Below are 26,517 nucleotides of genomic sequence, written 5' to 3'. Positions count from 1 at the left end.
TTAATACTTTTGCATGGATGGATCGACTAAATCGGAATACGCTAAAGTTCCTCCGGCTACGTTTTTGTAGGACTTAAATCCTGCTTGGGCCAAAATTCCGCAGGCCATTCCTGACCTTCCGCCAGAGCGGCAATAGACTAAAATCTCTTTGTCAATTTGGCTTTTTAATTCGTCGATTCGGGCAGCAAGTTCACTTACAGGAATGAGTTTGTCTGTACCGGGAACCAGGGCAATTTGTTGTTCGTTCGGATTTCTTACATCCAATACAAAAAAATCATCCTTTCCTTCTGCACGTGCATCCAGACGTTTTTTAAAACTGACTACATCGATTTCCGGTACCATTATGTCACTCCGCCCATTTCCTCTAGTTCTATCGTTACATCCTCCCAACGTTTCGTAAGGAGGGCAATCTCTCTTTTAATATCGTTATAAGTGTCCATTTCCAACTGAAAACTTCTGTTTTTAAAGAACTCTGGATCCTGTAAAAGTTCCTCTTTGTCCTTTTTATTTTTTTCCAGTCTCTCAATTTGGACTTCCAGATCAGAAATTTCTTTCTCTAATTTTTTTCGTTTGTTTTTGCTGGCTTGTGGATTGGCTTTTTTTTCATCAAATTTAGATTTGCCGGTGGTATTTTGTGCCTGAGATTCTGGTTCGTCTTCTTTGTGAAACTTGAGGTAATCATCAAAACTGCAATTTAGGTTTTGTAACACTCCACCAGAGAGTTGGAAGGTGCGGTTACAAAGTCCCTTCATAAAATCGGGATCATGGCTAATGATGAGAAGGCTTCCAGGAAAATCAATCAGTGCTCGTTTGACTGCTTCCCGAATCACAATGTCCAGATGGTTAGTGGGTTCATCTAAAAATAGGCAATTGGTGGGGTGGTTGACAAGAAGGGCCAAACGAAGACGGCTCTGCTCTCCACCTGATAGGTGTTTTACGGATTTAAAAACCCCATCTCCTGGAAATGCAAAATGTCCAAGTAGGGTTCTTGCCCTTTCTTCGCTAAGCTCAGGGTATTTTTTGATTACGGTTTCGACAAGGTTTAGGCTTTCATCCAGGTCTTCTCCATGTGTTTGGGAAAAGTATCCTAGTTTGGTTTTCGGACCATAATAGAGAGAACCAGAATCCAACTTGTGTCTCTCCAAAAGACAACGCATAAGGGTAGATTTACCTGCACCATTCGGTCCAACTAACGCCACTTTGTCGCCAGCGGAAATTTCGATTTCTGCATTTTCAAAGATCTGTTTTTTTATACCCGTGTTTTTATCTGGATAAGAAAAGGAGGCATTTTCTAAGCGAAGGATGATATTACTGGAAGGAACAAATTGGAATTGGTAGTCTGGTTTTTGGTTCCAAAAAGACTCTTCTGGATTTTCTAACTTGTCTCTTTTTTCCAATCGTTTGATGACGGATTGGACCTGTCTTGCTTTTGTTGCTTGGGCTCGAAATCGTTCCACCCATTCCATTCGAGATTTTAGGTAATTTTCTTCTTTTTGAAATTGGGCTTTTAGTTGTTCCTGGATTTCATTTTTAGCTTCAAAAAATTCTTCCAAACTTCCTTGGAATTCAAAAATTCCATGAGGATTGATTTCAATGATGGTATCAACCGTTTGGTTTAAAAATTCTGGATCGTGAGTCACAAGAACAAAGGCTTGGTTTTGGGATACTAAAAAGTCAGCTAACCAAGATTTGGTTTTATCATCCAAATGGTTTGTTGGTTCATCTAGAAGTAATAAATTATGTGGGTTGAGAAGCGCTATGGCAAGCCCAATCCGGTGGTGGTAACCCGGAGAAAATTCTTTGGTTTTTCGAAGGAAGTCAGCGGTAGAAAATCCAAGTCCAGAAAGAATTTTTTTGGCCCTTGCTTCGAGACCGTGTAAGTCATGTAAGTGGGCAAACTCTTCTAAATCACTTTGTTCGAGAAGGAGTTCTTCAAAAGCAGGGTCTTCGTGATTTATCGTTTCAAATTTGGATTCGATGAGTTTTCGTTTTCCGTCATACTCGGCATAGAGTTTGTTTTCATCGAGGACTGTGTCGATAACGGATGTTTCTGGGTTAAATTCAGGAATCTGTTGGAAAAGGGAAAGGACTGTATTTTTGGAACGAATGACTTCCCCAGATTCTGGTTTCATTTTTCCGGCGGCCATTTGGAAAAGCGTGGTTTTTCCTGAACCATTGGGTCCGACAATCGCTACGCGGCAACCGGGTTTGATATGCCAGTTGAATCCCTCAAAGAGCACTTTAGGGCCGAAATGTTGGTGGATTTGGATGAATTGGATCAAAGCGCTATGAAAACCCGCCGTAAGGCGGGGATTTAGGAGGGACTAACCTTATTTTTTGGCTAGAAGTTCCTCTTTTCTTTCGCGAAGGTGTTTCACATAAAGGCTAGATTCGCCGTTCATTGTTTCCACTGACTTTTTGATGGCCGCATCAATTTCGGCAACAGTCATTTTCGCGATTTTTTTGTTCTTCTTTTCTTTTTCTTCTGACATGGAAGTTTTCCCCTTTTAGGTACGTCACTGAGATTCTTCCAGGGTTTCCGCGCTAAATCAGACTGCAAGAAAAATAAGACAAAAATACTGACAAGTTGCAAACTGACCGCATGAAACGACTCCGACGATTTTTCAGCGAAGTTTATTTGTATGACGTTCACGGACTTGCTTCGGAACTTTCTTTTACTTTTCTTCTCACTCTTTTCCCGCTTCTCGTAGTTTTTGTAACTTTACTCGGACTATTGCAGGACCCAAAAACAATCAATTTGATGACTGATCAAATTGGGAAATTTTTACCGGCTCCCATTTTCCAACCCATCGACAAAAGTGTAGAAAATTTAACAAGGGTTAAAAGTTATAATGTAATCGCACTCAGCATTGCGATATCCTTTTTTTCGAGTTTAACGATATTTGGAACCATATCCAAGGCTCTAAGGTTTATCTCTAGAGATGAGACAAAGGTTGGGTTTTTTGCTTCGCAGTGGATCAACTTTCGTTTACTTGTAATCTCTCTTGTTTTACTTGTTTTGTATTTTTATTTAACTTTTGGGATGGTACACGCAGAAAGGTATTTGTTCCAAAAGTTTCGATTCGGATTTTTTCGTAATAATCCTTATCTTTCTGTTTCTCTCATTATTTTACCCTATAGCATTGGATTATTTACATTTTATTATGCTTATATTACTAAAGCAAAAACTACTTTAAAGGAAAATTTACCTGGTGCCATTTTTGCATCTCTTTTGGTTCTTGGAATGAGTTTTGGATTTCAGTTTTATTTAAAAATGAAAAACGTCGGCGTAAATTATTCCTTAGCTTATGATTTGATTTCCAAAATGGTTGTACTTATGTTATACACCTATATCAACTCTACTTTTTTTATTTGGGGATTTTTATGGAACCAAGTTCTTGCGGATGATCGAAACAAAAAGTCTCAATCTAAAAAATAATCAGGCTCTAGAATCCTTGGACAAAAGGAAATAATGATTCCGAAGTAATGTCGAGCAAGGGAAAAGAATAACCACTCTCCACCAGAGGAAAGAATATCGTCCGCATCTAGATCCGTGTAACCTTTTTTATGAAACAATTGGTCTAAACTCCAGTTCTCTTCACCGGGAATGACTTGGACTTTCAGATGGGCATAGAATTTGTTTTCTTGGTGATGATAACGAAAAACCAATGCCCTTCCACCTAACGGATTCCTGATGGTAAAGGTAAGCCATGAGGGAAAATCATTATCTGGTTCCGAACTTAAGTGGTAAAGTTCCCAACCTACATCCTTAGCGCTCCCAAAAAATTCATGAAAGCTGGATGTAAAAGCAGATTGGTATTCGGCAGTGATTCCCATTTCTTTTTAGATAGAATTAAAATATCGTATATATTGTAAATTCTATCTGTCTTTTACATTCTAAGATTTAAATGGTTTTTTACAAAGAAAAACAAATTCCAGTTTCCTTAAGAATGAGATCCAATAGGATGGGGTCTTGAGGTTTGTAATATGATAGAAACCATCAATATCAATTGGCCGAGTGGAGCTATCGATCCGGTCATCCATTGCCCGGCTTGCGGTAGTTTGGTCTTAAGCCCTTTAGAAGAAGAAGGGCCAGGTTGCCACCACATCCAGTTTATCATTGATAGCGAATCTGGTGAATTTAACTACATCACAGAACCTTTTGATGAAATTTTAAAAGAATTTCGCAAACCCGATGTAGAAGAATTTGATGAGTGGGACGCTACAGAAGTTTTTATAGAAGAAGCAGAATCGAATACGTTTTATGTGATGAATCTAATTTTACCTAGCAATGTTTCGATAGAAGACGATCCCGTTTGTTTACGAATTGGATTTGAACTTTTTTTTACTGAAGACCAAGAAGAATTATACGAAGAATTAGAAAGAAGACATGATGAGGAAGGTTTACATGACCACAGCCAGAACTAGAATTTTTAAAATCGGATTACTTTTCCCTTTGTTTATTGTTTTAACTAATTGTTTGATCAGTTATAAAGATCATCCCAAAATTCTTCCTCTTCCTGCAGAAGAAAAAACAAACGATGCTAACTTTGTTTATGTGTTGCCAACCTTTCCTCAAATGAATTTGGGTGGAAGAGAAGCTTTAAAAAACTATTTCCAAAACAAAACCCGTTTTAAAAACACAGTGGAAGGTGTGGATGTACCTAAATCTGGTTATTTAGTAAATGTAAAAGTGAATTACCGTTCACCTTCCCCAGAAGCAACAGTGTTTCTTGGAATTTCGACTTTGACTGCTACTTTACTTCCTGCTTGGTCCACACAAGACGGATACGATGTACAATATCTTCTCTATAAAGATGGAAAGAAAGTGGGAACTTATGAATATCATATTTTTAGAAATTATGCCCAGTGGCTACTCTTCATCCCAATTTCCTGGTACAACTTTGAAACAGCAACAGAACGAGAAGTATTTGAAAGAATGACATTCAAATTCTTTGAGGATGCCAAGGAACATTTTTAAAATCATTGGATCTCAATTTTCAAATTTATAATGATTTTGTCTGGGGATTTTGGCCCGGGATCATTGTTGTCTTTGGAGTTGGGTTTTTTGTAGGTTATTTGGCATCTTTTTTGGGACTCGGGGGTGGATTTATTTACACTCCCTTCTTTCATAGTTTCTTCCATTTAACGGCCGTTCAAGCCGTTGCCGTTTCACTGGCGCAAATGCCTGTGTCCTCTCTTTCAGGACTTTTTGTTTATTACAAAAATAACAAAATTCGTTGGAAACAGGGGTTATTGCTCCTTTGTACATCAATTCCATCAGCACAGTTTACCGCTTACAAGTTTGGAAGGTTTGAAGATACGGAACTCGGCAAACAATTGTATTATGGAATTCCATTGTCAGAGTTTATTTATCTAATTGTATTTACTGTTTTTTTAGGAATTTTAGCTGTTTATAATTTGATCGTAGCCTTAAGAAGAAGGAGGAAATACTTTCAGTCTCTAGAGGTTCAGTCACAAATTTTAAATCCATCGCCTTCTTTTGATTCTCTCTCCTCTAGTTCAAAATCAATTGAACCAATTCAATCGAAAACTAACGAAAACCAGGAGGAATCGTTTACCTACTCTTCCAAATCCGTAGCAATCGTTCTTCTTACGGGAATTTTTTTTGGTTTGTTTTCATCTTTATTTGGAATTGGCGGTGGATTTCTTGCCGTTCCCTTGTTTGTGTATTACTTTCGCATGAGTCCTGTGGAAGCAGTGGCGACTTCATTTTTAGGAATCTTTCTTACATCCTTTGGAACGAGTGTGCTATTTTTTATGCAAGGGAAGTTGCATTTGGAATTGGCAATCATTGGAAGTTTTGGTGGAATTTTTGGAGCAAGGATCGGTTCTTTAAAAGCAGTGAATGCAAAACCTTATAGCATTCTCCTTGTTACCGCTATCTTTCAATTTTTGGTAGTGGTTTGGTATGTTCTGGGAAAACTTCCAAAATTCTAATTGCCATTTTTTGTTTTCAATTATAGATTTCGTCTAAGTCATATAACGGCATTATGAAATTAAAATTTCCCGAAGACCAACTAGTTACGACAAAGGAAGGTAAGGTTCCTAAATTATATAGTTGTGCGGAATGCCGTAATGGTGCTGGCCTAGATTTTTCATTTACTATGGCCTTTCAACCCATTGTTGATTGGAACCAAAAAACCATTTATTCCCATGAAGCACTGGTCCGTGGCATAAAAGGGGAATCTGCCTATTCGATTCTTTCCAAAGTAAATTCCAACAACAGATATCAGTTTGATCAATCTTGTCGGATCAAGGCAATCCAACTCGCAAGTCAAATCGGCATTCCCTCTTATTTGAATATTAACTTTTTGCCAAACGCAGTCTACCAACCGGAGACTTGTATTCGTGCGACTCTTGAAGCAAGTAAGGAATATCAATTTCCGTTGAATCGACTGGTCTTTGAATTAACGGAAGGGGAAGAAGTCCAAGATCATGATCATATCATTAATATTTTTAAAACTTATCAACAATATGGATTTTTGACAGCGATCGATGATTTTGGCTCCGGATATTCAGGACTCAATTTACTCGCAAAATTCCAACCTGATCTAATTAAGTTAGATATGGAACTGATCCGCAACATTCATATGAATTCTGTGGCTCAAAAATTAACAAAAGCCATTGCGAATGTCTGTCAGGAAATAGGAATTACCGTGATTGCTGAAGGTGTTGAGACGATCAGTGAATTGAATGTTTTGGTGGATATGGGAATTTACCTTTACCAAGGTTATTTGTTTTCTAAACCAGCTTTTGAATCTGCTGGTGAAGTGATCTTTCCTACTCTCTAAATCAAAAAACTTTCTAATTCACGTCTTGGAGCATCATATTCATAGGAACTCCTTCCCATCCTTGCAATTAATTGGATTTGTTCTTTTGACTTTAACCCAAGAATCGTTTTTAGTTGTTTGGTGAACTCTCTACTTTCAGGATAATCTTCTACCGCTTGGTTCATTGTATGGAATGCAATTTTTCTTACGGCACAGGCTAAACTTATGCGCATAAAATCTCTTCCAGTTTCTATCCAAGTTCGTTCATCATCTGCGCCTTCTGTAGTTAGTAAAACAAGAGCTTTCGAAGAATATACTTGGTTTTGGAACATTTGAATTCCTGCTTCTTTAGCAGATACGGAATGCCATTTATCTTTTGATAAATCCACAAAGAAAGTTTTTGCAAGCCAGAGTTTCATTCCTGAAAGTCCATTTCCTTCCAATGTTAGCCCATCTCGTTTTTGGTAGATATCTTGTTTCGAAATTCGAAACCATTTTCGATTCAGTTCGTTAGATTCCGTACGATTTGTTTCCATAGAAAAGGCAGAATCTAAAATGGGAAGAATCGATTCTAGTTGTTTTGGGTCATTTATGAAGAGTAACTTATGTTTAGTGGGACCCATTAACATTTTTAAGTCTTCTATTTCCTCTTTTGAAATAAAATCTCCAGAATATACTGATCGATTCATCCTCCGGTTCGGAACACCGGCAAATAAAAAGTCATGAACACATTTTGTTTTTGGGAAAATTTCAAATTTTGCTACTGGTAAAGTGGAAAAGGATTTTGAGTTAGGTTTGCCTTTGGGAAAGTATGAGATTTTGTATCAAACATAAGTTTGTCGGCCGTTGAATGTGCGAGTTCTAAAAAACAGCCCTGTGTATGGAAAAATTGCCTGTTGATGGAATCGATTTCTGGAAGTTGTTTTTCTATGTCGCCAAAAAGTAAGAATCCCGAATCCGAAACCTTCTTTATTTTCCAAGGTTGAGAATTGTGAGAATTGGGTGCTAGGAGAGCTGTGACAAGGATCTGATCTAATGGTTTAGTAAAACCGAGAGACTCCGCAAATTTGAGGGGATCTTGTCTATGGAGAGTTGCATCTGTAGCACTATAAGCGTATAAATCTTTTTGCAACGAGGAAAGCGAAAGCAAAGCGCCTGAGGCAAAACTGTTCCATAAAAATCTTTTTCTTGTGAGCTTCATTATTTTTCCATTTATGGTTCTAGACCTCAATTGAATAGGAGTCTAATATAAAATGTCAACCAACTCTGAACCTTTTTCTATTGATATCGTCTCTGATGTAGCTTGTCCCTGGTGTTATGTCGGAAAAAAGAAACTAGAGCTGGCCCTCCAAACAGTAGGCAACAAAATTGATCCGCAAGTTCGATGGAGACCATTCCAACTTTCTCCAGAAATTCCTGAGTCTGGGATTGACTATAAAGAACACCTAACACAAAAATTCGGAAGTTTGGATCGTTTGGACGGAGCGTGGCAAAGATTAACAGAAATTGGAAAAGCGGTAGGAATCCCCTTTCGATTTGAAGCCATCCCTAAAGCGACAAACACTTTGGTATTACACGCCCTTGTTGCTGGACTTTCGACTTTAGAAGAACAAGCGAAACTTGTAGATTTGTTTTTTGCTGCTAACTTTACTGAGGGCAAAGATCTTACTGACAAGCAAGTGATTTGGCAAGTTGCCGAACCAATTTATAAAGATCGCGCTAAGTTTGATGCCATTTTTGAAAATCCAGAGCTAAAAGAAAACATAAGACAAGAAATATCCTATTACCATCAAAATGGAATCAGCGGTGTCCCTTATTTTATTATTGGTGGAAAGTATGCAGTGAGTGGTGCGCAAGATTCCGCTGTATTTGTAGAAGTCATTGAGACTGTTTTAAAAGAACGCGAATCAGAAAAACCTAGTCAATGAATTAACGTTTCATCTTGACCCAACATTTCAGATTCTTAGATTGATTCTAATTACAACATATTTATGAAAAAAATTATTCATTTCTTCGTCTATAAACCATTAGTTGCCAATTTAGTTTTTATCTTTTTATTCCTTGCAGGAATGATCTCAGTCCTATCGATGAAACGAGAAGCATTCCCTAGAGTCAATTTTCGTCAAGTGCGAGTTCTTACTGTGTATCCTGGAGCAAGCCCTGTTGATGTGGAAAAAAAAGTAACCATTCCCATTGAAGAGAAGTTACGCGAAGTAGAAGGTTTAGATTCGGTTCGTTCTATTTCTCGTAATTCTGAATCCGATATTAGTATCAAAATTGATTTAGAACACAATAACCCTGATGGTGTTGTGAACGATATCAGGCGTGCTGTAGATCGAGTCACCAATTTACCGATACAAGTCAAAGATCGTCCGATTGTTACAGAACAAAAGAGTTCCAACTTTCCCGTATTAGAGATGGCGATACACGGTGCTATGAATGAGATGGAACTCCAAGAAATGGGTCGATTCATAGAAGATGAAATGCGCAAAGTTTCAGGTGTTTCGCGGGTGGATGCCTTTGGTAAAAGAAAAGAAGAGTGGCGTATTCGTGTTGATCCTGAATTAAAAAAGCGTTATACGCTCGGATTTTCTGATATTATCAATGCCATTTCGAAAAGAAATATTAGTGTTCCTGCTGGATCTTTTTTACGACCGATCACTCAGGATATACGTGTAACTGGGGAAATTAATGAAATCAATGATATTAAAAATATTCCTATTCGTTCTAATGAAACAGGAAATACAATTCTCTTATCCCAAGTTGCGAATGTAAAAGACACATACGAAAGGCCAAGGGTTATTGCGATTGTAAACGGAGAACCAGCTTATGTTCTACAAATTATTAAAAAGGACAGTGCTGACATCATCCGAACAGTAGAGGCAATTCAGGAAAGAATTAATGAATTAAGAAAACAAATACCAGCTAATATTCAATTTACGGAATTGAATAATGAAGGAGCTCGTGCCATCAAACGGTTGGATGTGGTAATTACCAATTCTTTGCAGGGTTTGTTTTTGGTAGTTGTGGTTCTGATTCTCTTTTTTAGTCTTAAAGATGCCCTACTAACGAGTTTATCTTTACCACTGACTTTATTCGCAACAACGATTGCGTTCCCAATCTTCGATGTATCTTTCAATTTAGTATCGATGCTTGGGATTATTATTTCTTTGGGGATGCTCGTAGATAATAGTATCATCATATCCGAAAATATCTACAAACACAGGTCCAGAAAAATGGATTCAAAAGAAGCTGCAGTTCTTGGTGCAAGCGAACTGTTTGTTCCGATCATTGGTTCCTATCTAACAACTGTTGCGGCTTTTTTACCAATGGCATTTATGTCAGGAATTATGGGAAAATTTATTTGGCAAATTCCATTTATGGTCATTGTTGCTTTGACATTATCTTTGTTTGAATCTTTTTTGTTACTTCCTGTTCGGTATGCACAGTTTACTTCGCATGAAGTTAAAAAACGATCTAAACATCGAGATAAATTTAGATCTATTTTAGACAATGGTTTTGAATCTTTAAAATCCGCATTCACACGTTTCATTACTAGAGTTGTCAAACGTCCTTTTATCGCTTTAGGTTCTATATTAATCGTATTTTTATCATCTTGTGGACTTGTGGGTCTCATGAATTTTAATCTATTTCCGAAAGAGGGAATCGATTATGTTTTAGTGCGTGCTGAATTTCCTCCCGACTTTTCTTCTCAAGAGACCGCAAAACAACTGCAATACTTCCAACCAATATTGGATAAAATTCCAAAAGATGAAGTGCAAAGTATTATTTTGAAAATTGGAATCCAACAGACTGATCCTACCGATCCATTAACTCGGATAGGCGAGCAGTTGGGAATGGCACAAATTATTCTTGTTCCTGAAACAGAAAGGAAACGCACCGCTCAGGAAATTTTTGGTGAATTGGAGCCGGATTTAAAAAAACTTCCAAATGCAGTTTCTGTGATGGTTGATTTGGTTGTAAACGGACCTCCTATTGGTGCTGCTGTAACGGTTGCCATTGAAGGTCGGGATTATAAAATCCTGAAACAAATTTCCAACGAGATGCAAGATTTTCTTAGAAAACAAGAAGGTGTCATCAATATCAACGATGATTACAAACCGGGTAGAGAAGAAATTCAAATTCGAGTTAAGGATACAGCTTCCGCCATCACTGGAATTGATACGGAAATTACAGCCTATTATGTTCGAACGGCAATGGAAGGACTTGAAGCGTCTAACTTGCGCAAGGGTAAGGATGAAGTAAAAATTGTCATTCAAAATGATGATAGATTTCGGGATGGACTGGAAGATTTAGATTCGATTCAAATTTCAAATAAATTTGGCCTTCTAACACCGATTACTGCCGTGACAACTAAAACTACGGTTCAGGGAATAGAGGCTTTGTATCATAATGATTATGAGAAAGCCATTACTGTTCTTGCCGATGTAAATGAAGCAATCACAAGTTCCTCAATCGTGAATGGGAAAATTGTAGATGAATTCGGAAACATCGGTAAAAAATATCCAGGTTATAAAATTAAATTTAGAGGGGAACAAGAAGAGACAGCTAAATCAATGGTATCTCTTTTGGTGGCAGGTGTGCTCGCCTTTTTTGGTATTTTTGCCATCCTTGCCATCATCTTTAATAGCATTAAAAAACCCATTCTCATCTTACTTTCCATTCCATTGGGTTTTGTGGGTGTTGTGTTTGGATTTTTGATTTCGGGAAAGGCATTAAGTTTTTTAGCCATGATTGGAATCATTGGTCTTGCGGGAGTGATTGTGAATGCGTCTATAGTTCTTGTAGATACAATTCAAGAATTCCAGGCAAAAGGGGAAGGATTGTATGAGTCTCTCATCACTGCTTCTTCTGAAAGATTTCGTCCGATTTTAGTGACAACACTCACAACTATGGCTGGTATGATTCCTACTGCTTATGCGATAGGTGGATCGGATCCACTTCTCATTCCGATGACACTATCTTTGGCATGGGGACTTGGATTTGGAACTTTTGGATCTCTCCTCTTTATCCCCGCCAGTTTTTCAGCTTATTACAAACTAAAGAAACGAAGTTAAAGTTTCTTTTAGTAATGGTTCAGAACATCTTCGGCAAAACCGAGGATGTTTTCGAGTTTTAGTTTTTTCCCATCATCCAAAACAACGGTTCCATTAAACTTCCCAAAAACTTGGTGTTGGACTGTTTTGATTACTAAAAAATTCATATAGGAATTTCTATCCACTATGGGTGTAAAATCCAAATCTAAACGATTGTTATTCGAAGTGAATTTCCAGGGAGCCATATAGTTTTTGGTATCGATGATAAACTTTACTTCGTCTAGTTTATGAATTTTTCCATCGTAAAAGATAACGTTTTCAGATGCAGGACTTCTATCAGTAAAACCATATCCTAAATTGAGGCCAAAAGGTTTTCCATTTAACCATGTGGATACGGAACCCCAATACCACCTATTTTTATAAGTCCATACGCCACGTCCCCAATCTAATGCACCAAAATCTTTTTTGGAATCAAATTGGTAAGTAACATTACCTACCTGCACTTGGCCCGATGCTGGCATACAATTGATTTTTGTATTATAATAGAATGCCTTTCTATTTTCTTTCCAAGAGGTAGCAATATTCATCGAATCCATTTTTGGTTCGCTTAGTTCGATTTTACCTTGGATTCCTTTTCCTCCATCGGGAGCTTCAAATGATTTTGATTCAAATTGTAAAATTCTTTTTCCTTCCATCATCTCAAAACGGATTCGCAGTTTTTTATCTTCAAACTGAACGATTCCACTATGGTTCACTCGCGGAAATCCGGTTTTACCCAAAGGCAGTACAGAGAGAGTATCAATTTGTTTGAATGTCCCTTTTTTAAAGTCTAAAAAACAAATAGCAAATAATCCCGCATAACCTAAATCAGATGCCGTAATCGTAATTCCAAAATCCTTTGAAGGCGATAAAATGGAGTAATAATCCCATTCTTTGATTCTTAAGGCAGAGGCTGCTATGTTTTCGCGATTATAGATCCATAGAGGCGATCTTGCCCAACCTTCTTCAGTGAGGGTTCCGTCGTCTTTGAGTAGAGGGATTTGTTTTTTAATCTCAGGCATGAACCGATTTAAAAGGATTTATCACTTTCGGCTAGAAGTTTTTATCAGATTTGATAAGAGCGAATTGACAGAAATCGAATTCCTTTGCAGACTCGGTTTCGCTTACGCACCACAAACAAGGAAAAACGAACCATGAGTCCATCCATTCCAAAAGAACTAAATTATGATTATGACTTTATTATTGTAGGGTCTGGTTTTGGAGGTTCAGTTTCCGCATACCGGTTATCACAAAAGGGTTATAAAGTTTTAGTGATTGAATCAGGGAAAAGATGGAAATCAACCGACTTTCCAAAAACCAATTGGAGTGTTCGTAAGTATTTATGGATGCCAAAGTTAGGTTTTTATGGAATTCAAAGAATCAATTTACTCAATGATTTTTTACTCGTGAGCGGATCGGGTGTGGGTGGCGGTTCTTTAGTGTATGCATGTACCTTATATGTCCCATCTACAAAAGTTTTAAATTCTCCTTTGTATTCCCAGATGGGTGGAGAAAAAGCTCTATTACCATATTATGATGTTGCCAAACATATGCTTGGTGTAACCGAGAATCCACAACTTTGGGAACCGGATCAAATTTTGTTAGAAACTGCCAAAACCTTCGGCAAAGGAGATACATTCCGAAGAACCCCTGTGGGAATTTATTTTGGAAACAAAAAAGATCCCAAGGATCCATTTTTTGGAGGTGATGGTCCAGACCGTGATCCGTGTAACTTTTGTGGCGGATGTATGGTGGGTTGCCGTCATAATGCAAAAAACACTTTGGATAAAAATTATCTATTCTTAGCTGAAAAATTAGGGGCCGTTATTCTTCCAGAAACTAAAGTCACTTCTCTCATTCCGCTAAATGAAAAGGGAGTCCCCGATCCTGAGGCAAGTGGTGAGTTTGGTTATGAATTGGAAACGAATAGCACCACAGGTTGGTTTGGTTATCCAAAAAGAAAATTCCGCTCAAACCAAGTAGTATTGTCAGCCGGGGTTATGGGAACTGTTGGCCTACTTCTTAAGATGCAACAAGAAAACAAAATGATTCGTTTGTCAAATAAGTTAGGTGATACAGTTCGTACGAATAGTGAAACCGTATTACCGGTAACAGTATCTGAGAGTAAAGGTATTGATTACTCGCGTGGAATTGCGATCACATCTTCGGTCCATCCCGATGAAAATACTCATATTGAACCGGTTCGGTATTCTAAAGGATCTGATGTTTTTGGAATCCTCGCGAGTGTGATGATAGATGGTGGTGGTAAATTTCCAAGACCGCTCAAATTTTTTTGGACGATGCTTCGCCACCCAATTTATTTTTTAAAAGCACATAACCCAGTTGGATTTGCCAAAAATTCAATCATTTTACTTGTGATGCAAACGGTTGATAATAGCGTACGACTTGTACGAAAAAGGCGATTCATTTGGCCATTCCAAAGAACCATCACATCGGCTCTTTCAACAGGAGAACCAACACCCACCTACATTCCGATTGCGAATGCTTTTGCTCGGAAACTAGCAGAAATTGTTGGTGGGATTCCTCGCAGTTCTTTTAATGATACTCTCCTCAATGCACCTGTAACTGGCCATATCATGGGTGGTTGTATTGTCGCCGATTCACCTGAACGTGGTGTAATCGATATGGAAAACAAAGTGTTTGGCTATGAGAATCTACGTGTTTGTGATGCTTCGATGCTCACGGTGAACTTAGGTGTGAATCCCAGTTTGACCATCACAGCACTTTCCGAACGTGCGATGAGTTTTGTTCCTACCAAGGATAAAACAGCGATCCAATATTTATCTTTTGAAACAAAAAAGGGTTTTGATAAAATCCTCGGAACTTTCCCCAAAAAATCTCAGGTTAAAAAATCGACTTCTGTGAGGAAACGCGTATCATAACCTAAATGAGTTTGATAGACGTAGCCAAATCCGGCAGTATCGAAGATTGGGATGCAGAAATCGGTGCTGGTGCAGACCCAAATGAATTAGATTCTTATGGAACCAATGCTCTCTCCTGGATGTTAAAGATGGAGAGTAAAGAACTCTTTCGTCATGCCATACTGAATGGAGCAGATCCCTTGGCTCCTTATACCATTCCAGGCAACGTCATCTTTGATGTGGTGAGCCAAAATAAAGAATCCTTTCTACAAATCTTAGTAGATACTATTTCAGTTTGGAAAAACTCAAAGTATCTTCTCACAAGAGATAAAAATGGAAATACCATCTTTCATTTAGCAGTCCTTGAATCTGCCGAACCACTTTGGGAGGTTCTTGTTGGTTTATTAACTGAAGAGATTGTATCTTTACGAAACGAAGAAGGGAGATCGGTTTTTTTGGAAGCAATTGTAGAAGACCGTATGGAGATTGTTACAGGTTTTCTAAAAAAGTTTCCAGATGTGGTCCAACACAAGGATCGAGAAGGGAAAACAGCCCTCCATTTAGTTGCAGAGAGAAACTTACATGAGTTATGTTCTCTTCTTTTAGAAGAAGGAAATGTTTCATTAGAAACAAAAGACGAATTAGGAAATACTGCTTTGTTTTTATCCGCTTCGGCTGATGCTGTTGAATGTTTGACCGAACTTCTTCATGTTGGTGCCAATCCCTTTGTTTGGGGAGAAGATGAGGAATCGATCACCAGGTTACTCGACCGTGAAAAGTTTGGTCATTCATTTAAAACTTGGAAAGATTTTGTGATTCAAAAAGCAATCCTCGGTGCCGGGTATGTACGCCGAGAGGAAATGATCGATTACATTCGAAAAGAAAAACCTTTTAAACCCGAAGAGTTGTCCAAAGCAAAGTTAGTTGATCTGATCTGACGCTGAACTTATTTTTATTTTGATAAGATCAAATTTTGTTACTTTTGCGGAGTGGAATCGTTTCCTAAAAATTTAGGTCCATAGTTTCCTTCTCTGTCAGTATATGATCTCTCCGACTTGGGACTTTCAAAAGTATAATGTTGTTCTATATTGGTTTTAAAAGGAGCGTTCTCGGGAGATTCGCCGTATTGGTGTAACTCTCGAATCCGTAAATCGGATCTCGGGTGTTTTCCGAGTCTTCCCCGAAACTTAAAAAAGGATGATACCTTCGGATCTACCTTATGGTGGCCATCAGGATCTTTGTCAGCTGTTTGACCCACCCAACCTGGTTCTTCCCAGGCGACCAGCTTTTCGATTTTTTGTTTAACCATCTTACTGGCATCGACGTACCGAGTTGGCTCGGATAGGTATTCAGAATCTTTGTTCGTTAGAATTGATTTGTCTTTGATCCCTGAACCAATTTTGACATTCGTTAAGTCTTTTTCAGACAAATCTTTAGGAATGATGAGAATGGATTTTTCTGGATCGAAACTTGGAAACACATCCCAAGGATCAGATATATAATTAAACAACGCGTTTCCCGCATGTAATTTTACAGTATAACCACCATAAGCTGATGTTGGGTTTCCTCCATCTGATCCCATATTACCCTTTGCTACATAAAGAATGGGGTGGTTTTTTAATGAATTGATATTTCGAAAATCAGTATCGAGAAGGATATGATCATGACCTGTTAGTAAAATTCGTTTTGGTTTTCCTTCTTTTGAAACAAGAAGTGCATAAGATTCCAAATCCCCTTGGTGAATATTTCCGAACTTGGTAGGACCTTCATTCCAATCATACCAAATCCAATAAGAGACAACCATATCCCCATTTCCCACTTCATACCAATAGTTTTCATCATCTCTGAATCCAGGGAGAGCCTCTTTTGTTGTTCCCGATACGGTGGCATTAGCATATCGTACATGATAGTACAAATGAGTTTGTTTTTCAGTTTCTCTAAGGTCAGGAAATTCTACATAGTTCCAAGTGGTTTGGCCAAGGGATTTACGACGTATGTCTTTGTTCGGAAGTGTGTATTCTTTCGACTGAAAGTAGTTTGCATATTTTTCTATGTTAGTTGGTAAGTATTTTTTGTCTTTGTGAAAGACAAGGATCGGTGCAAATTGATAAGCTAACAATTCTTGTTTACGATTTGGAATCAGATTTTCTTGGCTAAGAAAAGTAAACTCATGAGTGATGTTTGGATTTTTAAGAAATGAATCTGTATTTTGAATCCAATGTGGATTGTGTCCTGGTGAATATTTTCCATGAATTTTTTCGATTCCGTCTAGGTGAATCGATAGGTGTGTCCACTGGTTCGGAACCACTTCTAAAAATGTCATTTGGTCTGTGGATGATTGAATAGGTTTTCCACCTTTATGCGTTTTTATAGATACTGGTGTATAACAGTCTTTAGCCTTAATATCGGGGCATAGAAAGAATTTGAGAGTGAAAGAAATTCTCTCTCCTTTTAATTCTTTAGGAATTGATTTGAGTTTAAATTGGAAACGTTTGGGAACTTGATTTGAAATTTCAGAAACTTTTTCACTGGAATTAGAGCAGAAACTAACAAGTGTAAGTATTGCGGTTAACGAAGTATAGGTGAAGATTTGTTTAATAGGTTTCATTTGATACCTTGGGGCAAAAAAAACCCCTGTTTCCAGGGGTTTTTTGCATTGAGAAAGATTAGATTACTCTGCGTCTTTCTTAGCTTTTTTCTCTTTTTTGGCTTTCTTAGCTTTTTTAGCCTTTTTCTCGCCATTTTTATTGTTTTTTTTCTCTTTTTTCTCACCGTCTTTGTTATTCATTTTTTCTTTTTTTGGTTTAACGGTTTCGGAAGCTTCCTCAGTTTGCATAGTTGGCTCTTCGTCTGCTTCTGTTTGAGCAAACAGACCAAAAGTGCTGAAAGAGAAAATAGAGAGAATCACAAGAATTTTTTTCATTTTTTACCTCGTATGGAATGTGGACTTATTAGATACTATTTGGGAGATTAGACAATCTCAAATTTTGAGATTTTTGTGAATTATTTACCAACACAAAACTTACTAAAAATTCTTCCCAAAATTTCTTCATTATCCACATGACCGTTGACTTCGCCAATTTCTTTGAGGGATGAATTGATTTCCTGGATATAAATTTCTGCAGGTGCGTTATCTTCCATCAACCGAATGGCTTCCGAAAGATTGGATTCAATTTTTTGAATATGAAATCTTTGTCTGTCTTCTAGTAAAACCACATCTTCTGAATTGTCGTTAGAGGTGAGTTTTGTTTTTAAGAGTTCTAATAAATGGGAAATCCCAATTTTTGTTTTGCAAGATATTTCTGTAATGTCCAACTTGAATTCATTTTGCAATTCTTCTAATTGGTTTCGGTTCCAATCTTTATGTTTTTCGTCGATTTTATTAGCAACAAGAATGGCACCGTGAAGTCTTTCTTTATGTTTCTGCAAAAACGAACTTTTGTCGAATGGTAAAGAAACATCTATCAAAAGAAGTTTTACATTGGCGCTATCGGCTTCTCTTTTGCTTCTTTCGATCCCCATCTGTTCTATGTTATCAGAAGTTTCTCGAATTCCCGCAGTGTCCACCAATCGAATCGGAATTCCATCTAAACTCAATTCTTCAGCAATATAGTCTCTCGTAGTTCCTGGAACGTCAGAGATTATGGATCGGTCTTTTCCAATGAGTAAGTTCATAAGGCTCGACTTACCAGTATTTGGTTCTCCAAATAACACAACAGTGGATTGCAAAATTAAAGTATCTGCACGTTCAGAATCCTTGATTAATTTTGTGCAAAGGTTCTTTAGAGAAATCATTCTATTTTTTCTTTCTTCTAAACTTTCAAAAGTTAAGTCTTCCGTAGAAAAATCAATTTCTGCTTCGCATTCAGCTTTGAGTGAAATGAGATCACTTCTGATTTTAGAACTTAATTTTGTGATTTCGCCAAATACGTTTTTTTGAGCTAATTCCAATTCGTATCGGGAGCGTGCTTCAATTAGCCGGCCGATGGCCTCTGCACCTGATAAATTAATTTTTCCATTCAGATAAGCTCTTTTGGTGAACTCACCTTTCTGTGCAGGTCTTGCTCCTTTATCAAAAAGAATTTGTAAGGCACGTTTGAGTAGAATCGGATTTCCATGTAAATGAAACTCGGCCAAATCTTCACCAGTGTATGAGTTAGGTGAAGGAAAATAAAAAAATACAATTTGATCTAATGGTTTTTCTGCATCGACAAAGTCGCAGAAAATAGCTGTACGTTTTTGATTTAAAATGAATTCTTCAGTGAGTGAAGATCCGTTTTTATGTAAAACGGCAAGGGCAATGGGCAATGCGGCAGAGCCCGATACCCGAAGGATGCCAATCGCTCCGGGACCTTGGGCGGTGGACAATGCCGCGATGGTATCAATCAAGATCTTCTTGGTCTACTCCGTCTGCAAAGTCTTCTACAGGAAGGCCTTTTTTAGAAGGATCTTCCAAATCTTTGTATTTATGTTTTTCTTTTGCAGAGATAACACGAACTCTTTTAAAAGTTCCGTTTCCTTCTGACCTTGTGAATACTCTTTCGTCATCTTGAATTGCCATGTGTACAATTCGTCTTTCGAAAGGATTCATTGGATCTAATAGTTTAGATCTTCCTGATTTGATCACGGATGCAGCTATAGATTTTGCCAATCGAATAAGAGATAACTCGCGTTTGTCGCGATAAGATTCAATATCCAATACAATTTTTCGGTTATGACGAATTTTTGGATCAACCATTAGGTTTAGTAGGAATTGAAGAGAATCTAAAGTGCCTCCTCTTTTTCCGATGATGAGTCCAGATTCTTTACTAGTAAGTTCGACATAGATTTTTCCATCTACATCACCCATTCCTACTACCTCAGCCGGAATTCCCATTTTTTTCAAAATAGTAATGATTACTCCGTGGATAATTTTTTCGGATGGGATATCGTTGTTTGCAACAAACGCACGTACAACGGCAGGTTTTTTTTGTGTGATTCCTAAAAATCCGGATTTCCCGGAATCAACTACTTCGAATCTTAAATCGCCTGGTTGGAGACGAAGTGTTTCGAGAGAATATTCTTCTGCCTCACTTTTCGTTTTTCCTTCGGCTTCGAAAATGTAATTATTCATCTGTAATCTTCCTTGTTAAACAATGATTTCATTTTTTCTTTTTGTTTTGGTTTCTGAATCCAGGTCGAGCTACCGTCGAAGCTTTGTTTGCTGGTTCTGGGCCATTATTTGTTGGCTTTTTGTCTTCTGATTTACCAAATTTATTCGTATACACTTGTTGTGCGATGGATAGAATATTTTGCATGGTCCAATACATTGTTACACCAGCAGGCATTGACCAGAAGAAATATAACATGATTACTGGCATCATGTACATCATCATCTTTTGGTTTGGATCAGTGGAAACAGTTGTCATTCTGGATTGAACTACTTGCGTTGCAACCATGATGAGAGGTAAAATGTTGATTCCAAGAGCTCCAATAAACGCTAACTTTGGAGTGGTGTAAACTGTATCTGGTTCACTTAAATCTTTAATCCATAAAAAAGGAGAGTTCCAAAGATCCACTGTATCAGAGAACGCAGTATATAGTGCGATGAAGATAGGAATTTGGATGAGCATAGGAAGGCAACCCGCCATCGGATTAGTTCCGTTCTTTTTGTATAACTCTACCGTTTTTTCTTGTTTGAGTTTAGGATCATCTGCGTACTTTTCATTGATAAGTTTGATTTGCGGAGATAACTCCTGCATCTTCTTCATCGATTCCGCCTGTTTTTTGTTTAGCGGATAAAAGGCTAATTTAAAGAGGATCGCAAAAATGACAATCGCCCAACCATAATTAGGTATCACTAAATAAATCTTTTTTAAGATCCAAACAATTCCGTTACGAAGCGGGGTTGTAATCCCTTGGTTAAAAGATTTGTCGAGAGAATCACTAAGGCCCGCAAACGCCGAGTCTTTGTTAATTTTTGGATCGAGTTTACTGTCACGGAATGCAGTCCCGTCAAGTTCTCGAACACCTACATACGCTGCATAATCTAAGTTTACTTCTTCACCTGGTCCGAGTTTCCAATTGTCATAAACAAGAAGGACTCCTGTTTCGTTTCCTTTTCGATTATCAAGAAGGACTCCTGCAGGGTTGTCATTCAGTGGGTCAATGACACCGATGAAGTAACGGCTTCCTGTTCCCACAAAATCCACTTTGTCATTAGAACCTTTTTTAATTTCGTACCGAGTGTCTTTTCCTTCGTTTGAACCAAAGAGGTTATCAAAAAAACCTTGTGTGCTGGTTCCATCGACGTGATCTTTAAAACTTCCATCCAAGTAGTAATAGCGGAAGTAGTGAGCATTGTCTCGGTCATTAAAATCTTCTTTTTTCTTTAATACCGGTCCAAGAGAACTAAAGGATCTAAAGTAAACATCAGATTTAGATGGAGAGATATTAATGGTTTCGTTTGATCTGTTCTTAAGTGTTAAATGGAATTTAAAATAGTTTTCAGAAGGAAAAAACTGGAATTTCTTTTGGATTGTGTATTTACCATCTAACGAAGGTGCTTCGAAAATCACAGTTTTTGTTTCTGCATTATAACTAGAACTAAAGTTCACCAAGTTATATGCTGAAAAAGGAATGGTATCTTTGTCTTCAATGATGTTGAAGTCAAAACCTTGGCCTCGTGTAAGTTCCACAGCTTTTTCTGTTTGGCCATCAAACTCAATTTGAAATTTAGGGTCTCTTGCAATGACAAACTCGGAACCATCTGGTTCTTTATGGTCTTTAATGTAATATTCTGTGATCCTTCCACCCAAACTGGAGAAATGAACAAGGAAAGAATCCGTTTTTAATGAGAAGGTTTTTACATCTTCTGGTTTTACTGGATTTAACTTTGTAGTTTCCGTTGTTGTTTTTTTGATTTCGGATTTTTGATCTGTTGTTTTTTCTGAGCCTTCCTTGTTGGAAGCCTCATCAGCGGTTTTTGGTTTCGGTGGTTGTGGTGGAAAGAAGAAATAGTTAATCCCCATCCATACTGCTAAACTGAGAAATAGCGCGAGGAATAAACGACCTTGTCTGTTAGTGGAATCATTTTGCATAAGTTAACTCTTGTTAAAGGATTTCGGTAAAGGATCATGTCCACCTTCATGGTAAGGGTGACATTTTGATATTCTGACTACACTAAGAACAAGTGCTTTATACCAAGGATAAGTTTCAAACGCTTGTTTGGCGTATTCAGAACAACTGGGGGTAAACCGGCAAGCCGGAGGCAATAGAGGGGACAGCAGTTTTTTGTAGAGGTAAATAAGAACCAAAAACAGCCGATTCATGGGAATTGTTTTAGTACCGAAAGGAAAAGCACCTCTCGATCTTCCTTAGATAGTTTCGCAAAATCTTTCTGAACGAGTAGGGCACAATCGTATCCTACAGGTATCGAAGAAAGATATTTCCTAACCAGCTCCCGGAGAATTCGTTTTGAATGGTTGCGAAGAACGGCTGTTTTGTGAGTTTTATCGGGGCAAAATAAAAAACTGGCAAACGGAAGGCCGTTTTTTCGGACAAGCCATCGCATGGGTGGCCTGCCCATTTTTCGATTCTGACGAAAAAGTTCCTGGATCCTGGTTTGGTCGCGAAGGGTCTCCGCTGGAAGCTCCTAAATTAGAACTTTCTCCCGATTTTTTCGTCGGAAACAGTCAATTTTGCGCGTCCTTTTCTTCTTCGTGCGGCAATCACATTTCTTCCGCCTGGGGTAGCCATTCTGGCTCGGAATCCGTGAGTTCTCACGCGTTTAATTTTACTCGGTTGGAATGTACGTTTCATGAAACACCTAATTAATCTATATATGATCGCAAAAATATGAGGTCTTTTGAAAGGTTTTTGGTACCCCCAGGGAAGTCAAGGGGAATTGGGAAAAATGATTGGACAGGGCCTTTCTTATGAGACATAAGGCAAAAACTTTCCTGAGAGATCACCATACATGTTGATTCCTTGAGTCCAAGTTATCATCCCTTCCTACCATTTAATGGTTTTCTGAATCGAAGTAGAGAAGATAACAAGATCCTATGGGCAATGGCAAAGTACTCACTAGAAGGATTGACTTAGCTTTTTGTCTGAGGATCAAATTTGCCGTAATTGTTTTGGGACTTAGTTTGTTTTCGACTGCCACTATGGATCTAAAGGCGGAACCCCAAAATAAGGAGAAAACCAATCGGTCTTTCGTTTTCAATTCTCAAACTTCTCGTTCCATTGAAAAAACTAACCCCGTAAAAGATATTTATTTGGAGGCCGCTTTAAGGGAATCGATTGGGTATTTCAAAAAGATTCCAAAAGATAACAAATTTTATTTTGGGCGAGAGGAGTATTCCACGGATCTGGTGCTTAAATCCTTAGAGGAACTAGAAAAAAAAATACAGGATAAATCGCATTTTGAAATTCAAAATGAAATCAAAAAACATTTTGAATTGAAGGAATTAAGTTCAGCGGAAGGACCCCCAACGATAACAGCTTATTATGAAGTACGAATTTATGGTAAAACTAAACCGGAAGGCGATTACCAATATCCTGTGTTGTCACCACCTAAATCGGATTCTCTTTCAGGTGAAAATCCAAAATTTTTTCCAAGAGATCGATGGAAAGATAAGACTACTTGGGAGAGATATTCTAAGCCAATCATTTTCCTACGATTGACAGATTTACATTTAGCGCAATTAGAAGGATCAGCTTTGGTTCAATCGGAAACAAAGGAAATGTTTCGGATCAATTATGCTGCAGATAACGGTAAGGATTATATTAGCCCTTCTGTTTTTCTTAAAGGGATATGCCCCAGTCTCAAACCTTATCATCTTTTCTCTTGTTTGCAGTCAAAACCCACGGAAGTAACAGATGCAATATTTAAAAATCCTAGATATATCTTTTTTGAAAGAGAAAATCTACCAAAGTCAAAACATAAGGATGTAAACGCGGTATTGGGTCCATTCGGGAGTCAAGGGATTCGTTTGATTTCATTTCGTTCTGTTGCTATGGATAAGGATGTTCCTTTGGGGTTTCCTGTTCTATTATCTTTTCAATCAAATGAATGGTCAGTAAACAATCATTTGGTGTTCGTCCATGACAGAGGTAATGCTATTACAGGTGTTGGGAGATTAGATTATTATTTAGGAAGCGAAAACGGAGTGGAAGAAGTTGCCAACAATCTATTAACCAAAGGAAAGGTAATTTTATTACTTCCTAAAAAAGAAAAAACGAACCGAAGTGATTAGATAAAGAAAACTAAACCAAAGAGAGATTCTAAAATTAAATTTTCCAAACAAGTTTGTATCGTTTACTTTTCATTTTCGATTCCTTGATAGAAAATAGAAAAAATGGATTCCATTTCATTGTCTGAATCTATAGGATACTTTGGTGCCAATACAAATTTAGTGATTAAAAAACTTGCGGCTAAACTAAAGGAAGCCCTCACAATTTGATTTGGATCTAAATCCTTTCTAATTTCATCTATTCCTTGAAAGTATTGGATGGCCTCTACGGAAGTATCATATAAGTTTATTTTCCAAAGATTCCCAAAGATCTCAGAAAATTCTTTTGAGAAAAGAAGGGCACCGAGAAGAAGTTTTAATTTTTGGGGCTCTTTTGCGACGGCAGCGTATCTCGCTTTTAAAATGGAAATATACCATTCTTTGAAGTTTGGTTTCAGGTTTTGTAATCTATCTTTGAGGTCTGACATATGGCCTGGAACAATCGTTGATAATAATAATCCAGATAGAACTCGTCTGTATAAATCACTCTTAGAAGGAAAATATTTAAAGAGAGTTCGTTCTGTTACATCTGCCCTTTTCGCTAATTCCGCAGTTGTAGCTCCGGCAAAGCCTAATTCTGCAAAAACTTCCTCTGCTGCTTCTACGATGTTTTTTTCTTTTTCTGATTGAGGGCTTTTATAAGAATCAAATTCGTTTTGTAATAACTTTAGAGTCAGTTTCATGGGTTCTCCCAAGTTCGATTGGAATCATTTTTTCAGGACGGCATAATTTTTCGATTGATTTTTTGTATAGTATTTACTTTACATTGAAATAGCGAAAGTATAGCATTTACTATACAATAGGAGTCGGAATGAAAAAGGTTCAATTGGGTTTACTTCCAAAGTTGGAAATTCAGTGGAATAGGAAATTGGTGGAATCGGCAGAATCAGGAAGGGAAGTGTTACCGGACGGGAGAGTAAAATACTGGATCAGGCATGATACAATCAAAGGAGTGCATCCAAAAATGTTGGTTTGGTGGTTCCAACATTTAGAAGGTGATATTGAATATGAAGGGAAAATTTATAATCGTTATCATGTTTGGCATCCTGAAGACCATGTACATGTCAGTTATGAAAAAAGAAAACCTGATGGGAGTGTAGGACCTGGGGCAGAACTTAGAATCGTAGAATACTTAGGAAGGAATAAAAACTATTTGGTAAACGTGGTAAGTCCTATTGAAAAATTAGATGAGGAAGGTTTCATTCATAATCCAAAACTGTATGGCTTTTTACCGATAGCAAGAATGGAATATAGTTTTAAGAAGACTGAGGGTGGAACTTGTTATGAAAATTGTTTGATCGTTGGTTGGAAGGGTCTTAGTTTTAAGTGGTTACGCCCCATCTTTGAGTTTTTGTTTTTTGACAAACAACATGGTTTTCATTGGATCAAACATAATATTGAAGAGGTGGGTCAGTTTGAAAGATTTTTACCACCTCTTTATAAGAAGGAAAATGAAAATTCCCGTTAAGTGAAAATTTTCATTTGGTATGGAGTTCGCATTGTTCAGCATCTGTTTCAAGTTCGATGGTTGTATGGATGATTTCAAATTCTAAAGCAACCTTTCTTATTTTTTCTTTGATCTCTGCGAACTCATTTAATTTTACATTTTTCTCAATTAATACATGTAAGGAAGCTACATGGTGGTTTCCATCCAAACTCCAAATTTTGATATCATGAATTGATTGAATGCCTTTGATTTTTTCCCAATGTTCGATAAGATGATGCCGATCGACTGATTCCGGCACTGCTTGTAACATCACAACCATAACTTGTTTGATATTACCATAAGCATTCCATAAAATCCAAAGTGCAATCCCTAAGGAAAGCAAAGGGTCAAACCAAGGAAATTGAAAATACATCATAACAACGCTACCAATAAGCACTGCAATCCAACCGAGTATATCTTCCAAAAAATGTAGAAACACTGCTTTTTCTGTTAATGACTTTCCGTGGTTGAGACGAATCATTGCAGCACCATTGACAATTACTCCAATGATGGCGAGCGCAAACATAACATCAGCTTTGGTCTCTTCAGGAGTGATAAATCTTTTGATTGATTCGATAATCATAAAGATGGAACCAACGGATAAAATGATTGAAATGATAAGTGCTCCGAGAATGGAAAATCGTTTGTAACCGTAGTCAAAATAATTGTCTTCCGGTTTTGTCGAAACTTTTTGTAGATACCAAACAAGCGCGAGAGATAAGGCATCACCAAAGTCATGGAAGGCATCGGAGATAATGGCGATGCTATTGGAAAAAAATCCCCCGATTAATTCTAGTATAGAGAAACTTAAGTTAAGCGCAAATGCCCAAGCCAAATTTTTAGACGAGGAAGTTGAATGAAGATGGTTATGATCGTGTGAGTGATGGTCGTGTTTAGAATGAGTATGACCTAGTCCCATACGGGATAGATTTTCAAATTTGTTTTTTCTCTGCAACTAAAGAAAGAAAAGAAATTAAACTGAAA

The 26,517-nt window shown here is 37.6% G+C and carries 28 protein-coding genes; 11 read left to right on the top strand and 17 right to left on the bottom strand.

What is annotated here, in order from left to right; genetic code table 11:
* From ND811_RS00805 to ND811_RS00795, 3 genes are read right to left on the bottom strand one after another with little or no spacing between them, the layout of a single operon-like run.
* Positions 1 to 342: a rhodanese-like domain-containing protein gene (locus ND811_RS00805; protein WP_265350811.1), complete on the bottom strand. Its 342-nt coding sequence runs from the start codon at positions 340 to 342 to the stop codon at positions 1 to 3.
* Complete coding sequence (locus ND811_RS00800) at positions 342 to 2,282, bottom strand: ABC-F family ATP-binding cassette domain-containing protein (RefSeq protein ID WP_265350812.1); 1,941 nt, start codon at positions 2,280 to 2,282, stop codon at positions 342 to 344. Before ND811_RS00800 ends, ND811_RS00805 begins: the two co-directional genes overlap by 1 nt.
* A 48-nt stretch (positions 2,283 to 2,330) precedes the next feature.
* Positions 2,331 to 2,492, bottom strand: a complete 162-nt coding sequence (locus ND811_RS00795; protein ID WP_004786402.1) for a hypothetical protein — start codon at positions 2,490 to 2,492, stop codon at positions 2,331 to 2,333.
* Positions 2,493 to 2,602: 110 nt separating this feature from the next.
* Here ND811_RS00795 and ND811_RS00790 point away from each other — a divergent pair, with 110 nt between their 5' ends.
* Positions 2,603 to 3,439: a YihY/virulence factor BrkB family protein gene (locus tag ND811_RS00790; protein WP_265350813.1), complete on the top strand. Its 837-nt coding sequence runs from the start codon at positions 2,603 to 2,605 to the stop codon at positions 3,437 to 3,439.
* Here the strand turns inward: ND811_RS00790 and ND811_RS00785 are convergent.
* Complete coding sequence (locus ND811_RS00785) at positions 3,424 to 3,837, bottom strand: hypothetical protein (RefSeq protein WP_265350814.1); 414 nt, start codon at positions 3,835 to 3,837, stop codon at positions 3,424 to 3,426. The two genes, ND811_RS00790 and ND811_RS00785, sit on opposite strands and share 16 nt — an antisense overlap.
* 150 nt (positions 3,838 to 3,987) lie before the next feature.
* Here ND811_RS00785 and ND811_RS00780 point away from each other — a divergent pair, with 150 nt between their 5' ends.
* The 4 genes from ND811_RS00780 to ND811_RS00765 are packed head-to-tail and all read left to right on the top strand — an operon-like array spanning position 3,988 to position 6,815.
* Complete coding sequence (locus ND811_RS00780; RefSeq protein WP_265350815.1) at positions 3,988 to 4,428, top strand: hypothetical protein; 441 nt, start codon at positions 3,988 to 3,990, stop codon at positions 4,426 to 4,428.
* Positions 4,409 to 4,981 (top strand): LIC12231 family lipoprotein, encoded by a 573-nt coding sequence (locus tag ND811_RS00775; protein ID WP_265350816.1) that lies wholly within the window; start codon positions 4,409 to 4,411, stop codon positions 4,979 to 4,981. Before ND811_RS00780 ends, ND811_RS00775 begins: the two co-directional genes overlap by 20 nt.
* Positions 4,982 to 4,986: 5 nt before the next feature.
* Positions 4,987 to 5,961 carry a sulfite exporter TauE/SafE family protein gene (locus ND811_RS00770; RefSeq protein ID WP_265350817.1) on the top strand — a complete coding sequence of 325 codons (975 nt, stop codon included), beginning with the start codon at positions 4,987 to 4,989 and terminating at the stop codon, positions 5,959 to 5,961.
* 53 nt (positions 5,962 to 6,014) lie between these two features.
* On the top strand, positions 6,015 to 6,815 hold the full coding sequence (locus tag ND811_RS00765; protein WP_265350818.1) for an EAL domain-containing protein: 801 nt from the start codon (positions 6,015 to 6,017) through the stop codon (positions 6,813 to 6,815).
* Here the strand turns inward: ND811_RS00765 and ND811_RS00760 are convergent.
* A complete protein-coding gene (locus ND811_RS00760; protein ID WP_265350819.1) occupies positions 6,812 to 7,483 on the bottom strand; it encodes a hypothetical protein in 672 nt (223 codons plus the stop codon). The genes ND811_RS00765 and ND811_RS00760 overlap by 4 nt on opposite strands.
* A 71-nt stretch (positions 7,484 to 7,554) precedes the next feature.
* Positions 7,555 to 7,995: a hypothetical protein gene (locus ND811_RS00755; RefSeq protein WP_265350820.1), complete on the bottom strand. Its 441-nt coding sequence runs from the start codon at positions 7,993 to 7,995 to the stop codon at positions 7,555 to 7,557.
* Between the two features lie 52 nt (positions 7,996 to 8,047).
* On the opposite strand from ND811_RS00755, the gene ND811_RS00750 reads away from it, so the two are divergent.
* Complete coding sequence (locus ND811_RS00750) at positions 8,048 to 8,722, top strand: DsbA family oxidoreductase (protein WP_265350821.1); 675 nt, start codon at positions 8,048 to 8,050, stop codon at positions 8,720 to 8,722.
* A 63-nt stretch (positions 8,723 to 8,785) separates the two neighbouring features.
* Positions 8,786 to 11,872 (top strand): efflux RND transporter permease subunit, encoded by a 3,087-nt coding sequence (locus ND811_RS00745; protein ID WP_265350822.1) that lies wholly within the window; start codon positions 8,786 to 8,788, stop codon positions 11,870 to 11,872.
* A gap of 8 nt (positions 11,873 to 11,880) precedes the next feature.
* Here the strand turns inward: ND811_RS00745 and ND811_RS00740 are convergent, their stop codons facing one another.
* Positions 11,881 to 12,912, bottom strand: a complete 1,032-nt coding sequence (locus ND811_RS00740) for a DUF2804 domain-containing protein (RefSeq protein ID WP_265350823.1) — start codon at positions 12,910 to 12,912, stop codon at positions 11,881 to 11,883.
* Positions 12,913 to 13,044: 132 nt separating this feature from the next.
* On the opposite strand from ND811_RS00740, the gene ND811_RS00735 reads away from it, so the two are divergent.
* Both ND811_RS00735 and ND811_RS00730 read left to right on the top strand, forming a co-directional pair.
* The gene (locus ND811_RS00735) at positions 13,045 to 14,793 is read left to right on the top strand and encodes a GMC oxidoreductase (RefSeq protein ID WP_265350824.1); all 1,749 of its coding nucleotides are present in this window, start codon (positions 13,045 to 13,047) and stop codon (positions 14,791 to 14,793) included.
* Between the two features lie 5 nt (positions 14,794 to 14,798).
* Positions 14,799 to 15,710: an ankyrin repeat domain-containing protein gene (locus ND811_RS00730; RefSeq protein WP_265350825.1), complete on the top strand. Its 912-nt coding sequence runs from the start codon at positions 14,799 to 14,801 to the stop codon at positions 15,708 to 15,710.
* 38 nt (positions 15,711 to 15,748) lie between these two features.
* Here ND811_RS00730 and ND811_RS00725 read toward each other — a convergent pair whose 3' ends face one another.
* The 8 genes from ND811_RS00725 to rpmH all read right to left on the bottom strand — a co-directional run bounded on the left by ND811_RS00725 (position 15,749) and on the right by rpmH (position 22,572).
* Positions 15,749 to 17,380 carry a hypothetical protein gene (locus tag ND811_RS00725; protein WP_265350826.1) on the bottom strand — a complete coding sequence of 544 codons (1,632 nt, stop codon included), beginning with the start codon at positions 17,378 to 17,380 and terminating at the stop codon, positions 15,749 to 15,751.
* Positions 17,381 to 17,443: 63 nt separating this feature from the next.
* A complete protein-coding gene (locus tag ND811_RS00720; protein ID WP_265350827.1) occupies positions 17,444 to 17,695 on the bottom strand; it encodes a hypothetical protein in 252 nt (83 codons plus the stop codon).
* An 80-nt stretch (positions 17,696 to 17,775) separates the two neighbouring features.
* Positions 17,776 to 19,161, bottom strand: a complete 1,386-nt coding sequence (gene mnmE / locus ND811_RS00715; RefSeq protein WP_265350828.1) for a tRNA uridine-5-carboxymethylaminomethyl(34) synthesis GTPase MnmE — start codon at positions 19,159 to 19,161, stop codon at positions 17,776 to 17,778.
* Entirely contained in the window at positions 19,154 to 19,885 is a 732-nt protein-coding gene (gene jag / locus ND811_RS00710; protein WP_135610591.1) for an RNA-binding cell elongation regulator Jag/EloR, read from the bottom strand. Before jag ends, mnmE begins: the two co-directional genes overlap by 8 nt.
* Before the next feature lie 28 nt (positions 19,886 to 19,913).
* Complete coding sequence (yidC, locus tag ND811_RS00705) at positions 19,914 to 21,851, bottom strand: membrane protein insertase YidC (RefSeq protein ID WP_265350829.1); 1,938 nt, start codon at positions 21,849 to 21,851, stop codon at positions 19,914 to 19,916.
* Positions 21,852 to 21,854: 3 nt separating this feature from the next.
* On the bottom strand, positions 21,855 to 22,082 hold the full coding sequence (yidD, locus tag ND811_RS00700) for a membrane protein insertion efficiency factor YidD (RefSeq protein WP_020776531.1): 228 nt from the start codon (positions 22,080 to 22,082) through the stop codon (positions 21,855 to 21,857).
* On the bottom strand, positions 22,079 to 22,339 hold the full coding sequence (locus ND811_RS00695) for a ribonuclease P protein component (protein WP_265350830.1): 261 nt from the start codon (positions 22,337 to 22,339) through the stop codon (positions 22,079 to 22,081). Before ND811_RS00695 ends, yidD begins: the two co-directional genes overlap by 4 nt.
* A gap of 71 nt (positions 22,340 to 22,410) precedes the next feature.
* Positions 22,411 to 22,572 (bottom strand): 50S ribosomal protein L34, encoded by a 162-nt coding sequence (rpmH, locus tag ND811_RS00690; protein ID WP_135635095.1) that lies wholly within the window; start codon positions 22,570 to 22,572, stop codon positions 22,411 to 22,413.
* Positions 22,573 to 22,814: 242 nt separating this feature from the next.
* Here rpmH and ND811_RS00685 point away from each other — a divergent pair, with 242 nt between their 5' ends.
* Entirely contained in the window at positions 22,815 to 24,011 is a 1,197-nt protein-coding gene (locus ND811_RS00685) for an MltA domain-containing protein (protein ID WP_265350831.1), read from the top strand.
* A gap of 62 nt (positions 24,012 to 24,073) precedes the next feature.
* Here the strand turns inward: ND811_RS00685 and ND811_RS00680 are convergent, their stop codons facing one another.
* On the bottom strand, positions 24,074 to 24,730 hold the full coding sequence (locus tag ND811_RS00680; RefSeq protein ID WP_265350832.1) for a TetR/AcrR family transcriptional regulator: 657 nt from the start codon (positions 24,728 to 24,730) through the stop codon (positions 24,074 to 24,076).
* A 128-nt stretch (positions 24,731 to 24,858) separates the two neighbouring features.
* Between ND811_RS00680 and ND811_RS00675 the strand changes: the two genes are divergently transcribed.
* Positions 24,859 to 25,515 carry a DAPG hydrolase family protein gene (locus tag ND811_RS00675; RefSeq protein WP_265350833.1) on the top strand — a complete coding sequence of 219 codons (657 nt, stop codon included), beginning with the start codon at positions 24,859 to 24,861 and terminating at the stop codon, positions 25,513 to 25,515.
* Between the two features lie 10 nt (positions 25,516 to 25,525).
* Here the strand turns inward: ND811_RS00675 and ND811_RS00670 are convergent, their stop codons facing one another.
* Complete coding sequence (locus ND811_RS00670) at positions 25,526 to 26,452, bottom strand: cation diffusion facilitator family transporter (RefSeq protein WP_265350834.1); 927 nt, start codon at positions 26,450 to 26,452, stop codon at positions 25,526 to 25,528.
* Positions 26,453 to 26,517 lie beyond the last annotated feature (65 nt).

This window comes from Leptospira soteropolitanensis, assembly GCF_026151655.1.
Taxonomy (GTDB): domain Bacteria; phylum Spirochaetota; class Leptospiria; order Leptospirales; family Leptospiraceae; genus Leptospira_A; species Leptospira_A soteropolitanensis.
The sequence above is the reverse complement of the archived record's forward strand: the minus strand, read 5'-3'. Positions and strand labels throughout refer to the sequence as shown.

Coding starts and splice junctions, on each gene's coding strand:
- ND811_RS00805 (WP_265350811.1), bottom strand. CDS start 342: ATGGTACCGGAAATCGATGTAGTCAGTTTTAAAAAACGTCTGGATGCA.
- ND811_RS00795 (WP_004786402.1), bottom strand. CDS start 2,492: ATGTCAGAAGAAAAAGAAAAGAAGAACAAAAAAATCGCGAAAATGACT.
- ND811_RS00790 (WP_265350813.1), top strand. CDS start 2,603: ATGAAACGACTCCGACGATTTTTCAGCGAAGTTTATTTGTATGACGTT.
- ND811_RS00785 (WP_265350814.1), bottom strand. CDS start 3,837: ATGGGAATCACTGCCGAATACCAATCTGCTTTTACATCCAGCTTTCAT.
- ND811_RS00780 (WP_265350815.1), top strand. CDS start 3,988: ATGATAGAAACCATCAATATCAATTGGCCGAGTGGAGCTATCGATCCG.
- ND811_RS00775 (WP_265350816.1), top strand. CDS start 4,409: ATGACCACAGCCAGAACTAGAATTTTTAAAATCGGATTACTTTTCCCT.
- ND811_RS00765 (WP_265350818.1), top strand. CDS start 6,015: ATGAAATTAAAATTTCCCGAAGACCAACTAGTTACGACAAAGGAAGGT.
- ND811_RS00760 (WP_265350819.1), bottom strand. CDS start 7,483: ATGAATCGATCAGTATATTCTGGAGATTTTATTTCAAAAGAGGAAATA.
- ND811_RS00755 (WP_265350820.1), bottom strand. CDS start 7,995: ATGAAGCTCACAAGAAAAAGATTTTTATGGAACAGTTTTGCCTCAGGC.
- ND811_RS00750 (WP_265350821.1), top strand. CDS start 8,048: ATGTCAACCAACTCTGAACCTTTTTCTATTGATATCGTCTCTGATGTA.
- ND811_RS00745 (WP_265350822.1), top strand. CDS start 8,786: ATGAAAAAAATTATTCATTTCTTCGTCTATAAACCATTAGTTGCCAAT.
- ND811_RS00740 (WP_265350823.1), bottom strand. CDS start 12,912: ATGCCTGAGATTAAAAAACAAATCCCTCTACTCAAAGACGACGGAACC.
- ND811_RS00735 (WP_265350824.1), top strand. CDS start 13,045: ATGAGTCCATCCATTCCAAAAGAACTAAATTATGATTATGACTTTATT.
- ND811_RS00730 (WP_265350825.1), top strand. CDS start 14,799: ATGAGTTTGATAGACGTAGCCAAATCCGGCAGTATCGAAGATTGGGAT.
- ND811_RS00725 (WP_265350826.1), bottom strand. CDS start 17,380: ATGAAACCTATTAAACAAATCTTCACCTATACTTCGTTAACCGCAATA.
- ND811_RS00720 (WP_265350827.1), bottom strand. CDS start 17,695: ATGAAAAAAATTCTTGTGATTCTCTCTATTTTCTCTTTCAGCACTTTT.
- jag (WP_135610591.1), bottom strand. CDS start 19,885: ATGAATAATTACATTTTCGAAGCCGAAGGAAAAACGAAAAGTGAGGCA.
- yidC (WP_265350829.1), bottom strand. CDS start 21,851: ATGCAAAATGATTCCACTAACAGACAAGGTCGTTTATTCCTCGCGCTA.
- yidD (WP_020776531.1), bottom strand. CDS start 22,082: ATGAATCGGCTGTTTTTGGTTCTTATTTACCTCTACAAAAAACTGCTG.
- ND811_RS00695 (WP_265350830.1), bottom strand. CDS start 22,339: ATGGGCAGGCCACCCATGCGATGGCTTGTCCGAAAAAACGGCCTTCCG.
- rpmH (WP_135635095.1), bottom strand. CDS start 22,572: ATGAAACGTACATTCCAACCGAGTAAAATTAAACGCGTGAGAACTCAC.
- ND811_RS00685 (WP_265350831.1), top strand. CDS start 22,815: ATGGGCAATGGCAAAGTACTCACTAGAAGGATTGACTTAGCTTTTTGT.
- ND811_RS00680 (WP_265350832.1), bottom strand. CDS start 24,730: ATGAAACTGACTCTAAAGTTATTACAAAACGAATTTGATTCTTATAAA.
- ND811_RS00675 (WP_265350833.1), top strand. CDS start 24,859: ATGAAAAAGGTTCAATTGGGTTTACTTCCAAAGTTGGAAATTCAGTGG.
- ND811_RS00670 (WP_265350834.1), bottom strand. CDS start 26,452: ATGGGACTAGGTCATACTCATTCTAAACACGACCATCACTCACACGAT.